At 73.9% G+C, this 12,749-nt stretch carries 13 protein-coding genes; 4 read left to right on the top strand and 9 right to left on the bottom strand.

Annotation, left to right across the window (positions count from 1 at the left end; genetic code table 11):
* Positions 1 to 202 precede the first annotated feature (202 nt).
* The 6 genes from G7Z13_RS18330 to G7Z13_RS18355 form a co-directional block, all read right to left on the bottom strand.
* A complete protein-coding gene (locus tag G7Z13_RS18330; protein ID WP_240926509.1) occupies positions 203 to 901 on the bottom strand; it encodes a DUF2637 domain-containing protein in 699 nt (232 codons plus the stop codon).
* 32 nt (positions 902 to 933) lie between these two features.
* Entirely contained in the window at positions 934 to 1,113 is a 180-nt protein-coding gene (locus tag G7Z13_RS18335; protein WP_166000682.1) for a hypothetical protein, read from the bottom strand.
* 132 nt (positions 1,114 to 1,245) lie between these two features.
* Positions 1,246 to 2,424, bottom strand: a complete 1,179-nt coding sequence (locus tag G7Z13_RS18340) for a glycosyltransferase family 39 protein (protein WP_166005062.1) — start codon at positions 2,422 to 2,424, stop codon at positions 1,246 to 1,248.
* Positions 2,425 to 2,528: 104 nt separating this feature from the next.
* Complete coding sequence (locus G7Z13_RS18345) at positions 2,529 to 3,851, bottom strand: bifunctional glycosyltransferase family 2/GtrA family protein (protein ID WP_166000684.1); 1,323 nt, start codon at positions 3,849 to 3,851, stop codon at positions 2,529 to 2,531.
* 100 nt (positions 3,852 to 3,951) lie between these two features.
* On the bottom strand, positions 3,952 to 4,518 hold the full coding sequence (locus tag G7Z13_RS18350; protein WP_206313095.1) for a hypothetical protein: 567 nt from the start codon (positions 4,516 to 4,518) through the stop codon (positions 3,952 to 3,954).
* Between the two features lie 10 nt (positions 4,519 to 4,528).
* Entirely contained in the window at positions 4,529 to 5,035 is a 507-nt protein-coding gene (locus G7Z13_RS18355) for a SigE family RNA polymerase sigma factor (RefSeq protein ID WP_166000686.1), read from the bottom strand.
* Positions 5,036 to 5,264: 229 nt separating this feature from the next.
* Between G7Z13_RS18355 and G7Z13_RS18360 the strand changes: the two genes are divergently transcribed.
* On the top strand, positions 5,265 to 5,975 hold the full coding sequence (locus G7Z13_RS18360) for a lytic polysaccharide monooxygenase (RefSeq protein ID WP_166000688.1): 711 nt from the start codon (positions 5,265 to 5,267) through the stop codon (positions 5,973 to 5,975).
* A gap of 142 nt (positions 5,976 to 6,117) precedes the next feature.
* On the opposite strand, the gene G7Z13_RS18365 is transcribed toward G7Z13_RS18360, so the two are convergent.
* On the bottom strand, positions 6,118 to 6,876 hold the full coding sequence (locus G7Z13_RS18365) for a MerR family transcriptional regulator (RefSeq protein ID WP_166000690.1): 759 nt from the start codon (positions 6,874 to 6,876) through the stop codon (positions 6,118 to 6,120).
* A 309-nt stretch (positions 6,877 to 7,185) separates the two neighbouring features.
* Between G7Z13_RS18365 and G7Z13_RS18370 the strand changes: the two genes are divergently transcribed.
* The 3 genes from G7Z13_RS18370 to G7Z13_RS18380 all read left to right on the top strand — a co-directional run bounded on the left by G7Z13_RS18370 (position 7,186) and on the right by G7Z13_RS18380 (position 11,797).
* On the top strand, positions 7,186 to 8,148 hold the full coding sequence (locus G7Z13_RS18370; RefSeq protein ID WP_166005064.1) for a hypothetical protein: 963 nt from the start codon (positions 7,186 to 7,188) through the stop codon (positions 8,146 to 8,148).
* Entirely contained in the window at positions 8,145 to 8,594 is a 450-nt protein-coding gene (locus tag G7Z13_RS18375) for an ABA4-like family protein (RefSeq protein WP_166000692.1), read from the top strand. The genes G7Z13_RS18370 and G7Z13_RS18375 overlap by 4 nt, the downstream gene beginning before the upstream one ends.
* Positions 8,595 to 8,728: 134 nt before the next feature.
* A complete protein-coding gene (locus G7Z13_RS18380; RefSeq protein WP_166000694.1) occupies positions 8,729 to 11,797 on the top strand; it encodes an FG-GAP-like repeat-containing protein in 3,069 nt (1,022 codons plus the stop codon).
* 112 nt (positions 11,798 to 11,909) lie between these two features.
* Here the strand turns inward: G7Z13_RS18380 and G7Z13_RS18385 are convergent, their stop codons facing one another.
* Entirely contained in the window at positions 11,910 to 12,209 is a 300-nt protein-coding gene (locus tag G7Z13_RS18385; RefSeq protein ID WP_166000696.1) for an SCO5918 family protein, read from the bottom strand.
* Between the two features lie 53 nt (positions 12,210 to 12,262).
* Complete coding sequence (locus tag G7Z13_RS18390) at positions 12,263 to 12,598, bottom strand: CBS domain-containing protein (RefSeq protein ID WP_166005066.1); 336 nt, start codon at positions 12,596 to 12,598, stop codon at positions 12,263 to 12,265.
* Between the last annotated feature and the right edge of the window lie 151 nt (positions 12,599 to 12,749).

The following is a 12,749-nucleotide window of genomic DNA, read 5'->3' on the forward strand; positions in this document are numbered from 1 at the left end:
CGGGCCAGGCTTTCTCCCCGTTCGGCGGCGGGCGAAACAGCGGCGGCAATTCCACTTCGGTGACGCGGTGAACCAGGCCGGAACAGCATTGCGGAAAAGAGGGGGCCGGGGCAGATATTCGATCACGGACGATTCCGGCTGTCGGTCCCGATGAGCCAGGCCCGTACGGCGCCGCCGCCGGCCGAATGTCGGCCGGAAGGGTTCACGGGGTTCTCGTGCGGTGCCGGGGAACGGTCTTGCGCGGCGCCCGGGTCAGGGTGATCTGCCGGACCGCCTGCTGGAAGCAGGCCAGGGAGGCGAGCCCCGGCAGGGCGGCGGAGATGATGTCCAGCAGGGTCTTCGGGGCCTGGAGGACGCACAGGAGGATGGTGATCGCCGAGAACAGCAGGACCGTGCACCACGAGTGCACCGCGCGCCGCCGGTGGAGCGCGGCCCGCAGCACGGACAGCGACGCGACCAGCCACGGCCCGTACACCAGCAGCGGCCAGAACGGGACCACACTGTCCGGCACCCGGGCCGCGGCCACCACCCGCAGCGGGTCGCACGCGACCATCCCGCTGAAGAAGCTCACGGCGGAGGCGATGGCCGCCGCCAGCGCGGCGACGAAGTAGCTCATCGTCTGGAGCGCGCTCGCGCGTCTGCGCTGGGGAACGCGGCGGTGACCGCGGGAGGCGGGCCGCAGCGGCGGCAGCTCCGCGGTGATCTCCTGGAGATTGCCCAGCGGGGTGCCCTCGCCCGGCGTGAGGGCCGACTCCTCGTCGCGGGGCCCGGGAATCCTGTGCAGATCGCCGTGCAGGTCCTCGTCGATCGCGTCCCGGAGCATCCAGGCCAGTTCCTCGGCCGGATCCCAGGCCGCGTCCGGCGGCAGCAGGGGGTACGAGAGATTTCCTTGGGCGTGCATGACGCGGTCGGACTGCTCCGATTCCGGATAGATCATCGGTTTTCGGTCTTGATCCACCGTTGGGCCAGATCGTCTTCCAGTCTGCTCAACAAGTCCAGGAATTCCCGCAGGAGGGGCTCGGTGGCCTGCACCATGGCCGGGTGTTCACTCGCGTTCACCGCCGGGCGCTGCACGAGGAGGTGATAGCGCCCTTCCCTGGTTGCTTTGTCCATATCCCCCCTAACGTTGCGGCAGTTCGGCGGGTGCGCGGCAAATGAGTGAACAGGAGCCTTGATAATTACTTAATCCAGGGGCCATTCCAACACCAAATATCGCTGTCACACATATCCCTGTACGACATGTCGTCACGGGACGCCGAGTTCGAACAGCGCGTATCCGGCGTACGAGCCGGAGGCCAGCGCGGCCAGGCCGAGCAGCGACAGCAGCACGGGCAGGCCGAGGCGGCGCAGGGCTGCGGCGAGCGGCAGGAACAACGGGAAGGCGGGCAGCAGATAGCGGGAGACGTTCGCGAAGATCTGCTGGCTGCCCAGGACGAGCGCGAGGGTGAGGACCGTGTAGACGACCAGCACGGCCGGCGGGCGCCGGCGGATCAGCAGCGGCAGCAGGGCGAGGGCGAGCAGGACGACGCACACGCCGATCAGGTCCGCGAAGGGGAACGCGGAGAGGTAGTCGAAGTGGCCCACCGGGACGGAGGTCAGCACGTCCAGGGTGTGCTTGCCGTAGTCGAAGGTGTGCGCCCAGGCGTCGCGCTGGAGCGTGAAGTAGCCGCCGTAGTCGCCCATTTCGTGGCCCACCCAGCCGAGGTAGGCGAGCAGGCCGAGCGGGGCGACGGCGAGCGCGGCCAGCGGGCGCAGCGCACCGTCGCGGCGCTCGCGCAGCGCGAGCAGGACGGCCACGCCGAGGGCGGCGATCAGGGCGACCGAGGTGGGGCGGTTGAGTCCGGCGGCGCAGGTCAGGAGCCCGGCGGTGAGCCAGCGGCCGGTCATGACGGCGTAACAGGCCCAGGCGGCGAGGGCGACGAAGAGGGAGTCGGAGTAGACCGCCCACTCCACGCCCGACCCCGGCCACACCGCCCACAGGCCGGCCGCCGCCAGCCCGGCGCGGTCACCGGCCAGCCGGGCGGCGACGGCGCGGATGCCGAGCGCGGCGACGAAGGAGGCGACGACCGAGACCAGCAGCCCGGACCCGAACAGGCCGAGCCCGGTGACCTCGGAGACCAGCCGCATCAGCGCCGGGTAGAGCGGGAAGAACGCCGCCGAGTTCCCCTCCAGGGTGATCAGTCCGGTGGCGCCCGGGATCGGCTCCAGCGCGGGGTCGTAGCCGTGGGCGGCGATCTGCTGGTACCACCAGCCGTCCCAGGTGGCCAGGACGTCCCACGGGCGCTCGCCGCCGCCGAAGCGCGGGTGCTTGTCGCGGTAGTCCCCGGCGAGGTGCAGCAGGGAGAGGAAGACCGTGAACCCGGTCAGCTTCAGACCGCCGTAGACGGCGAGGACGGGGCCGTACCGTCCGGCCGCCCGGCGCAGCCGCCGCCGGGCGCGCGAGGCCGCGGGGGCCGGGGAGTCCGGGGGCGCGGGGGAAGAGGCGGGCGGGGCGGGCGGGGTGGAGAGGCCGGTCGCCGGCGCGGCGTTCACGAGGCGGACCCTCCCGCCGTACGACGGGACGGGCGGGCGCCGAAGACCCAGCCGCGCAGGAGGAGGAACCGCAGCGCGGTCGCGGTCAGGCCGGCGGTGACGATGACGGCGAGTTCCGTGGCGGGCGCGGCGCCGGGTGCCGCGTGGTGCAGCGCGGCGAGCGAGCCCGAGGTGAGGGCCAGGCCCAGCAGGAAGACCACCAGACCCCTGGCCTGGTGGCGCAGCGCGCCGCCGCGGCCGCGCAGCCCGAAGGTGAGCCGCCGGTTGGCCGCCGTGTTGGCGACCGCGCAGACCAGCAGCGCCAGCGCGTTGGCGGCCTGCGCCCCGGCCGCCGGGCGCAGCGCCGCGTACAGCAGCAGATGCCCCAGCGTGCTCACCGCCCCCACGGCGGCGAACCGCCACAACTGGCCGGCCAGACCGGCCGGTGGCGCGCCGCCGTCCGGGTGCAGGTCGGCGGGGCGCAGGGTGCCGCGGGTCAGCGCGCGGCCCAGCCGGGCGATGCCACGCAGGTCGGCAAGCGCGGTGGCGAGCACGTCGACCCGGCTGTCGGGGTCGTCCACCCAGTCCACCGGCACCTCGTGGATCCGCAGCCCGGCCCGCTCGGCGATCACCAGCAGCTCGGTGTCGAAGAACCACTCCCCGTCGCGCACCAGCGGCAGCAGCCGCTCGGCGGTCTCGCGGCGTACGGCCTTGAAACCGCACTGCGCGTCGGAGAAGCCGACGGCGAGCGTGGAGCGCAGCAGGGCGTTGTAACAGCGCGAGACGAACTCCCGGCGGGGACCGCGCACCACCCGCGCGCCGGGCGCCAGCCGGGTGCCGATCGCGATGTCCGAGTGGCCCGAGATCAGCGGGGCCACGAGGGGGAGCAGCGCGCTGAGGTCGGTGGACAGGTCCACGTCCATGTACGCCAGCACCGGGGCCGGCGAGCGCGACCAGGCCGCGCGCAGCGCCCGTCCCCGCCCCTTCTCGGCCAGCCGCAGCCACTCCACCTCGCGCAGTTCGGCCGCCAGCCGCGCGGCTATGCGCGGGGTGCCGTCGGTGCTGGCGTTGTCGGCGACGGTGATGCGGAACGGGTAGGGGAAGGTCGCCCGCAGGTGCGCGTGCAGCCGCCGCACGCTCGGCTCCAGGTCCGCCTCCTCGTCGTACACGGGGACCACGACGTCGAGTACGGGGTCCGGGTGGTGGGCGGGGACGGGGGCGCGGGCCGGCCGGGGGACGGATGCGCGGGCCGGGCCGGAGGCGGGCCCGCGGGCGGGGTCGGGGGCGGGTGCGGGGGCCGGTTCGCGGGCGGGGGCCACGGCGGTGGCGGGTTTCGTCATCTGCTGTCCTTGTGTGTTCCCTGGATGAAGGGGTGCGGCGTCAGGGCGCCGGAAAGCGCGGGAAGCGGGCGAGACGCGGGAAGCGGGGGAGCGCCGGCCGTCAGCCGCCCGGTTCCACCGACACCGACGCCTCGGACGACGGCTCGCCGCCCGCCGTGTGCGTGGCCGAGTCCGCGGGGTCCGTGGTCTCCGGCGCCGGGGGTGTCGGCGACGGGTCGCCCCCCGCGGGAACGGACTCGGTGGCTTCGGGCGGCGGCGCGGTGGTGGCGGAGCCCCGGTCCGGGGTGGCGGACGGGGTCTCGGTGGCGGGGGGCGCGCTCGTCGTGGGGGACGTGCTCGGGGGTGCGGTCGTCGTCTCGGGCGGGGCGGTCGGGGACACGCCGGGGGACGGTGTGGCGTCCGGTACGGGGGACGGGGGGCGGAAACTCGTCGTCGGCTGCGGGCGGGGCAGGCCCGGCTCGGGCTCGGCCGGACGGCCGGGCAGCAGGAACAGGCCGACACCCAGTCCGGCGACCGCGAGCACCGAACCGGCGGCCCTGCGCGCCGCCCGCGCCCGGCGGCGGGCCCGGACCCGGTCCATGAGCCGTTCCCGGTGCCGCGGCTCGAAGGGGGTGTGCTCCTCGGCGCCGCGCATCATCCGCGCCAGCTGCCGTTCGAAGTGGTCCATGACGTCTCCTTCACCCCACCGGCTCGATGACATCGGCCAACAGCTGCCGCAGCCGGGCCACTCCGCGCGCGGTATGGGACCGGACCGTGCCCAGCGGGCACCCCAGTGCTTCCGCCACCTGGCGTTCGGGGAGGTCCTGGTAGTAGCGCAGCACCACCGCGGCCCGCTGCTTCGCCGGCAGCCGGCCGAGCGCGGCCTCCAGCCGGGACCGCTCGGCCACGGCCGCGGACACGTCCCCGGCCGCCGGGGTGTCGGGCAGCCGCTCGACGGGCCGCTCCCCCCACCAGCGGCGCCGGGCCGACCGCGCCGCCGCGCGCACCATCACCGTGCGGACATAGGCCTCCGGCGCCTCGTCGCCGACCTTCGGCCAGGCGAACCAGAGCTTGACCAGGGAGTCCTGCACCAGGTCCTCGGCCCGATGCCGGTCGCCACCGGTGAGCAGCCGCGCGAGGTGGAGCAACGCCGACCAGCGGGCCGCCACGAACTCGTCGAACTCACCGGCCCGAGCTTGCTCCATGCGCACGTCCCCGCTCCCGCCAGTTGCCTACGTGTGAGGAAAGACGGTGGCTGTGCGCTCGCTATGCACCCGGAGCCTGTGATCCGGGTCACGGCCGCGTCCGCGAGGCGCCCGCCGCAAGATGGCGCGATCCGAGCGTTGCGGTGACCACTTCCAGGGCGCAGCCTGGAATGGGAGCGCTCCCAAAGACCGACCCCCCACCGGTACGGCTCCCGCTTCCGATCCCCCCATGAGAAAGAGAGAGACCGTGCTCCGTACGGCAGTCACCGGATGTCATGAGCACGCCATTACGCGTGCCGGACTCCGCCCCGCCCTCCTCCTGAGTCTGCTCGCCGCCCTGCTGATCACCCTGATCCCCGGCAGCGGCACCGCGCGCGCCCACGGTTCGGTCGTCGACCCGGCCTCCCGCAACTACGGCTGCTGGCTGCGCTGGGGCAGCGACTTCCAGAACCCGGCCATGGCCCAGCAGGACCCGATGTGCTGGCAGGCCTGGCAGGCCAACCCGAACGCCATGTGGAACTGGAACGGCCTGTACCGCAACGGCTCCGGCGGCAACTTCCAGGCGGTCGTGCCCGACGGGCAGCTGTGCAGCGGCGGCCGCACCGAGAGCGGCCGCTACAACGCGCTGGACGCGGTGGGCCCGTGGAAGACGACGGACGTCTCCGGCAACTTCACCATCAAGCTCCACGACCAGGCCAGCCACGGCGCGGACTACTTCCTGGTCTACGTCACCCGCCAGGGCTTCGACCCGGCCACCCGGCCGCTGCGCTGGAGCGACCTGCAGCTGGTCACCCGCACCGGCCGGTACGCGCCCAGCCAGAACTACTCGATCCCCGTCAGCACCTCCGGTCTGAGCGGCCGCCACGTCGTCTACACGATCTGGCAGGCCTCGCACATGGACCAGACGTACTTCCTGTGCAGTGACGTGAACTTCCGCTGAGCACGGCCCTCCCGCCGGACGCGGCACCGCCGCACGCGGTCGCGTCCGGCGGGCACGGCTGTCTGGGGGGCGGGCGCGGTGGGCGGCGGTCCGCCGCTCGTCCCGTCCCAGCCGTCCAGGCCGCCTAGTTCGCCGAGTCCGTCTATTCCGCCGAGTCCGCCGAGTCCGCCGAGTCCGTGGTGTCCGCCGAGGCCGCCGAGTCCGTACGGTTCGCCGGATTCGCCGGATTCGCCGAATCCGCCGGTCCGTCGGGTCGGCGTCCTCCCGCGCGGCCGCCCGTTCCGTACAGCCGCGCCGAGGCGTCCACGTGGGCGAGGCGCCGCAGGGCGCTGAGGACGGCCTCGCCCAGGACGGTGCCGATCACCACCCCCTCCACCATGTCCTCGACGGCCACCTTCCGGTCGACGTACGCGAGGTCCGCGCGGGCGACCCGTTCGGCGGCGTCGGCGTAGTCGTCCAGCATCTCCACGAAGGACTCGTGGCCCAGGCGCGCCAGGGCGGCGAGCGCGCGGGCCAGGTCGACGCCGGCGGGACTGTCCGGCGACGTGTGCCAGCCGCGCCGCGCGAGGAGGCCGGCGACGGCGGCGCGGGCCGCCGCCGACTGTGCGTCGTCCTGTTCGCCGTGCGCGCCGCCGATGCGGTCCGCGGCGGCGCCGAGCACCTTGTGCAGCGGACGCGCCGGATCGTCGACGGCCGCGAGGACGTCCGCGATCTGGGCCACCTTCATGCCGCCCACGTCGAGCAGGGCGCGGATCAGCCGCAGCCGCCGCTCGTGCGCCTCGCCGTACGTGGCCTGGTTGCGGCTGGTCAGCTCGCCGGGAGGCAGCAGGCCCTCACGGACGTAGAACTTGATCGTCGGCACCGGCACCCCGGTCTTCCGGCTCAACTCCCCGATGCGCACGACCGGTTCGCTCCTCACCTGTCTCGGCTTCCGCCGAACGCTGCCCGATGTCCCTCGGCCCTTGCCGGGCCCGCGCCCATGATAGATAGTGGGGCTATCGGATAGCGGATAGCGCCGCTATCCATATATGAAGAGCGCCGCTGTCTGTGTACGGAGAGCGCCGCTACCCATACATGCCGTCCGTACGTCCTGGGGGTGTTTTGCGTGGCCTCGTCCCTGTCCACACGCGTGTCCTTGAGTACGGCCCTGCGCGAGTCCTGGCAGCGCGCCCGGTCCTGGCACCGGCCGCTCGTGCTGTTCTCGGTGCTGATGGCGGTGACGGCGGTCGTCTCCGCGGTGGGCCTCGTGATCGACGACCGGGTCCTGGTGGGCGCGCCGATCTGGGCCAAGCCGTTCAAGTTCGCGGTGTCCTTCGTGTCGTACTCCCTCTCCCTCGCCTGGATGCTGTCGCTGCTGCCCCGCGGGCGCCGGGCCGGCCGGCGGGCGGGGACCGTGGTCGCCGTCGCGAGCCTCGGCGAAATGGTGATCATCGTCGGGCAGGTGGTGCGCGGGAAGCGCAGTCACTTCAACGTCGCGACGCCCTTCGACGAGGCGCTGTTCAACACGATGGCCGTCACGGTCGTCGTGCTGTGGACCGCCACCCTCGTCATCGCCGTCCTGCTGCTGCGCGCGCGGATCGCCGACCGCGCCGCCGCCGCGGCGATGCGCGGCGGAGTGCTGCTGGCGCTGGCGGGGGCCGCCGTCGGTTTCCTGATGACCCGGCCGGCGCCGGGGCAGCGGCGCGGCGAGTCCGACGTGGTCGGCGCGCACAGCGTGGGCGTGCCGGACGGCGGCCCGGCGATGCCGCTGACCGGCTGGTCCACGACCGGCGGCGACCTGCGCATCGCGCACTTCGTCGGCATGCACGCGCTGCAGCTGCTTCCGCTGGTGGTCATGGTGCTCGCCGTGCTCGCGCCGCGCCGTCCCCGGCTCGCCGACGACCGGGTCCGGCTGCGGCTGGTGCGGGTGGCCTCGGGAACGTACGCCGCCGTCTTCGCCCTCGTGCTGTGGCAGGCGCTGCGGGGGCAGCCGCTGCTCCGGCCGGACGCGGTGACGCTCGGCGCGGCCGGGGCCGTCCTGCTGGCCGCGGCGGCCGGGACGTACGCCACCCTGCGGGGCGCCCCGCGCCCGGGGGCCGGCCTCCCGCCCCGGCCCTCGGACCACTCCCCGTCGGTGGCCGAAACTCGCCCCTCCGCCGAGGTGACCGGCGCGCGCAAGGACCTGGTGTCGTGACCACCTTCCTCTTCGAGCTGTCCTTCTGGCTGGCCGCCCCCGTGTGGCTGCTGATGATCTTCGCGCCGGCCTGGGGCCCGACCGCGCGTGTCGCCGCGTCGCCGTGGACCGCGGTGCCCGTCCTCCTGGTGTACGCCGCCCTCGCCGTACCGGTGTTCCCCGAGCTGTGGGCCGCCGTCCGCAGCCCGGACCTCGGTGCCTTCCGCGAGCTGACCGCCCTCGCCGACGGCGCGGGCGCCGTCTGGGCGCAGGTCGTCGCCTGGGATCTGCTGGTCGGGCAGTGGATGTACCGGGAGGGCCGGCGCCTGGAGATCCCCGCCCTGGTGATGGGGCCGCTGCTGGTCCTGACGATCCTGCTGTCACCGTTCGGGCTGCTGCTGTTCCTGGTGGGCAGGGAGGCGCGGACGCGCCGCCGCGCCGTCGAGCGGGCCGGGACCGGCTGTTAGGATCCGGCCACTTGCGTTGAGGGGGGCCTGAACGCCATCCGCCACACGTGCGCCGCGCGTCCGTGGGACACCGGCGTGCCGTACGAGCCTTCCCCAGCTCTCCCAGCTCCCCTGCCAGCCCTGGAGAAGACCGTATGGCCAGACGCGCGCTCGGACGTGCCGCGACCGCCGCCGCCGTTTCTTTCACGCTCGCCGTGGGCCTCGCCCCGCTGACGGCCGGCATCGCGCACGGCGAGACGGTCGCCGGAGAGGTCCTGGTGCCCGCCACCACGGCCCGGCTCCCCGAGACACGGCTGCTGGGCGCGGGCCCCTCCGGGTTCCTCCGCTACGAGTACGGCCGCGGGCACGTGTGGACGACGTACGCCGGCGCCGACACGGTCGTCGACGCGGCCGGGACGCCGTACGACCTCACCGCGCACGGCGTCGGCTCGGACGTCGTCGCCCGCCACGACGCGTCGGCCGGCACCGTGACGCTGCGGGACATGGCGACCGGCACCTCCCGCACGGTCGTGCTCCCGGCGGGGCACAGGTACTTCACCAGCCTCGGCTGGACGGTCGTCACCCTGGCCGGCACGCTCGGCACCGACGCCCGCTGGCACCTGCTGGACACCCGGGAGGACGGCTCCTTCGAGGACCGCCCGGTGGAGGGCGTCCCCGACGGCATCACGTGGACGGCCGGGGCGAGCGGCGCGCTGGGCGACCCGAAGGGACAGGTCGTCACCTACCGCGCGGGCGGCAAGGCGTACACGAGCTGGCTGGACGTCGCCCAGGGCCGGCTGCTCCCGCTGCCGTACACCGCCGAATACCCCTCCGGTTTCGTCCTCACCCCCACCCACCTGCTGTGGTGGGAGGACCACGGCGAGGCCGCCATCGCCTCCCGCGCCGACCTGACCGCCGCCCCGCGCACCCTGTCGATCCCCGGCGGCGACGTGCAACTGCTCGGCACGGTCGGTGACTTCGTCGTCGTCTCCCGGTACGACGAGACCCTCGGCGGATACGACGTGGGGCTGCCGTTGTGGCGCGTCGAGGCGATCGCCGCGGACGGCTCCACGACCAGGACCCTCCTCGACCGGTCGTTCGGGCGCGGGCTGCCGACCCCGGACGGCGGGCTGCTGGTGCCGGGCGGCACCGACGCGGAGGACTGGGGCGTCTGGCTCGTCGAGACCGCCGGCGGCGCCGCGGGCGGACCGACGGTGCGCCGGATCGCCGACGGCACCCTGCGGGAGCAGCACCACACCGTCTCCCAGCTGACCCTGTCCCAGGGCCGGCTGAACACCCTGGAGAAGGACCCGGGGCGCGGATGGACCTACCTGCACACCCGTGAGATCGACGTCACCGGCTCCCTGACGCCCGGCGAGCGCACCACGCGGGGCCGGGTGATCCCGGAGAACTACGCGAACGAGCGCCCGCGCCTGCACGAGACCGGTGACGGCCGCACGGTCGTCTCCGGCCACGGCACGACCACCGCCCAGCAGCCGCACGTCCTCGGCCCCGCCCAGCCGATGCCCGGCACCCGGATCGACGCCTCGCGCGTTTACGAGTCGGTGTCCGCCGCCGGCGGCCGCTTCGCCGCGCTGCGGGCCCCCTACAGCGGCGACTCGGCGCAGACGTCGGTCGTCGACCTGGACACCGGGCGCACCGTGTACACGACGACCGAGGGCGTCGCCGCGATCTGGGGCACCACCCTGTGGCTGCACGACGGCAACGACAGCGTGGTCCCCGTCGACCTCACGACCGGGCAGCGCGGCGACGCCGTCTGGTTCGGCAAGGGCTGTCTCCTCAACGACTTCCAGGCCGTCGGCCGCTGGCTGCTGTGGACGTGCGTGGGCGGCCTGGAGGCCCAGGGCGTCTACGACACCGCCACCCGGACCAGCCGGACCCTCGTGGCCGACTCCGGCTGGGAGCAGGCCCAGCTCGGCGACGGCTTCGTCGCCACCGTGCGCGACGGGCAGCTCCAGGTGACCGACGTGCGCGGTCAGACGCCCGTGTCGCACACCGCCGGGCCGTTCGAGTGGGACACCTGGGACGTCGACCCGTACACCGGTGTCATCGCCCAGCACCGCGGCGACGGCTCCGTCCGCCTGACCCCCAGCGGCGTCCCGGTCTCCGCCCTCGCCCAGCTCGACGCCACCGTCGCCGCCTCCGCCGACGTCAAGGGCGGCACCGGGCAGTGGGCCCCCAAGTGGTGGCTGAACAAGCCGGCCGCCTCCTGGCAGCTGACGATCAGGCACAAGGCCACCGGTACGGCCGTGCGCACCCTCGGCGGCGGCCAGGCCCGCGGCGTCGTCGCCCCTGCCTGGAACGGCAAGGACGGCTCCGGCCGGCTCGTGCCCAACGGCACCTACACCTGGACGCTGACCGCCGCCCCCGCCGACGCCCACGGCCCGGCCCTGACCCGGTCCGGCACGCTGAAGCTGAGCGGCGCCGCCGCCGTGGCCCGGGACTTCGCCGGCTCCGACGGCATCGGCGACCTGCTCACCCTGAACGGCTCCGGCGGCCTGACCTACCAACGCGGCGACGGTGCCGGGAAGTTCTCCGCCAAGACCACCGGCACCGGCTGGCCCACCACCCTCAAGGCGGTGCCCTACGGCGACCTGAACGGCGACCGCTGCAACGACGTCCTGATCCGGCTCTCCAGCGGCGCCCTGCGCGCCTACAAGCCCGGCTGCGGCAAGGCGCTCACGACGTCCACGCCGTACACGTCCCTCGGCACCTCCGGCTGGACCCAGTACGACGTCCTGACCTCGCCCGGGGACCTCACCGGCGACGGCCGCGCCGACCTGATCGCCCGCCAGGCGTCGACCGGCGCCGTGTACCTCTTCAAGGCCACCAGCAGCGGCACCCTCTCCGCGCGCACCAAGCTGTACGCCGACTGGAGCGGCTACAAGAAGATCATCGGCGCCGGCGACCTGAACGGCGACGGCCGCGGCGACCTCCTCGCCCAGGACAAGTCCAACGAGCTGTGGCGCTACGACGGCACCGGCACCGGCACCTTCAAGACCCGCGTGAAGGTCTTCAGCGACTGGGGCGCGTCCTACAACGCCGTCGTCGGCGTCGGTGACATCACCGGCGACGCCAAGGCCGACCTCGTCTCCCGCGACACCTCCGGCGACGTGTGGCGCAGCACCGGCAACGGCAAGGGCTCGTTCGCGGCGCGGGTGCGGATCGCGAGCGGATGGCAGGGGTACAAGGGGCTCTTCTGAGGGCTCCCCGGGCACGCCTGGCCCTCGTGCGCGCCCGGCACCCTGCCACTCGTGGCACTCCTGGCACGGCGAAGGCCCCGGACGCGGTCGTCCGGGGCCTTCACCGTCACCTTCACCAGCCCAGGACACCCTCGTCGTGACCCGTGCCCGTGCCCGCGCTCGTGCTCGGCGTGACGGCGGGGGCCTCGTGGACGGTGAAGCCCAGCCGGGTCAGGGCGCGGCGCATCTCGCCGGAGGTGAAGTCGCGGCGGCTCTGCCGGGTGATGACCTCGCCGACCTGCATCACCGGATAGGCGCGGCGGTTGATGGTGACGGCCAGGCCGGTGACGGGTTCGGCCTTGATTCCGCTCATCGACTGCTCGACCTCGCTCTTGATGAGGTCGAAGGGGAAACGGGCGATGACACAGCGCATGACGCCTCCACGGGGTCTGGTCGGGAAAGTGGGTCGAGGGTGCCGTACGGCGGTCAGGAGGTGAGGGCGAGGACGCCCAGGGCGTATCCGTGCTCGTCGATCACGGGGGACACGTCCAGCGCCCGGCCCCGCATGGCCGCTTCGGCCTCGCCGAGCACGGCACCGGACGAGGTGAACGGCCCGCGGTCGAGCGGGATGTCCCGCAGCCGCGTCCGGTCGCTGTACCAGGAGCCGCCGCGGTGCGCGGAGAGCTGGGTCAGGGTGACCAGTCCCACGCACCGCCCGTCCTCGTCCTGGAGCAGCAGATGCGGGACACGGGCCCCGATGAGCACGGACAGCGCCACGTCGACGGTCATGTGGTCGTCGACCTGGGGCCCGGGAGCGTCCATTGCGTCACGGGCGGTCAGGCCCGTGCCGACGGTGTCCGCGGGGTGGGGTGCGCGGGGCGGAATCGGCGTCAAGGCTTCTCCTCGTTGTCGTCGGACTCGTCGTCGGATTCACCTGTGGGCCCATCCGCGGGCCGGCGGGCCAGCGGGCACC

Origin of the sequence: Streptomyces sp. JB150 (assembly GCF_011193355.1) — a bacterium.
In the GTDB taxonomy this organism is placed as follows: Bacteria; Actinomycetota; Actinomycetes; order Streptomycetales; family Streptomycetaceae; genus Streptomyces.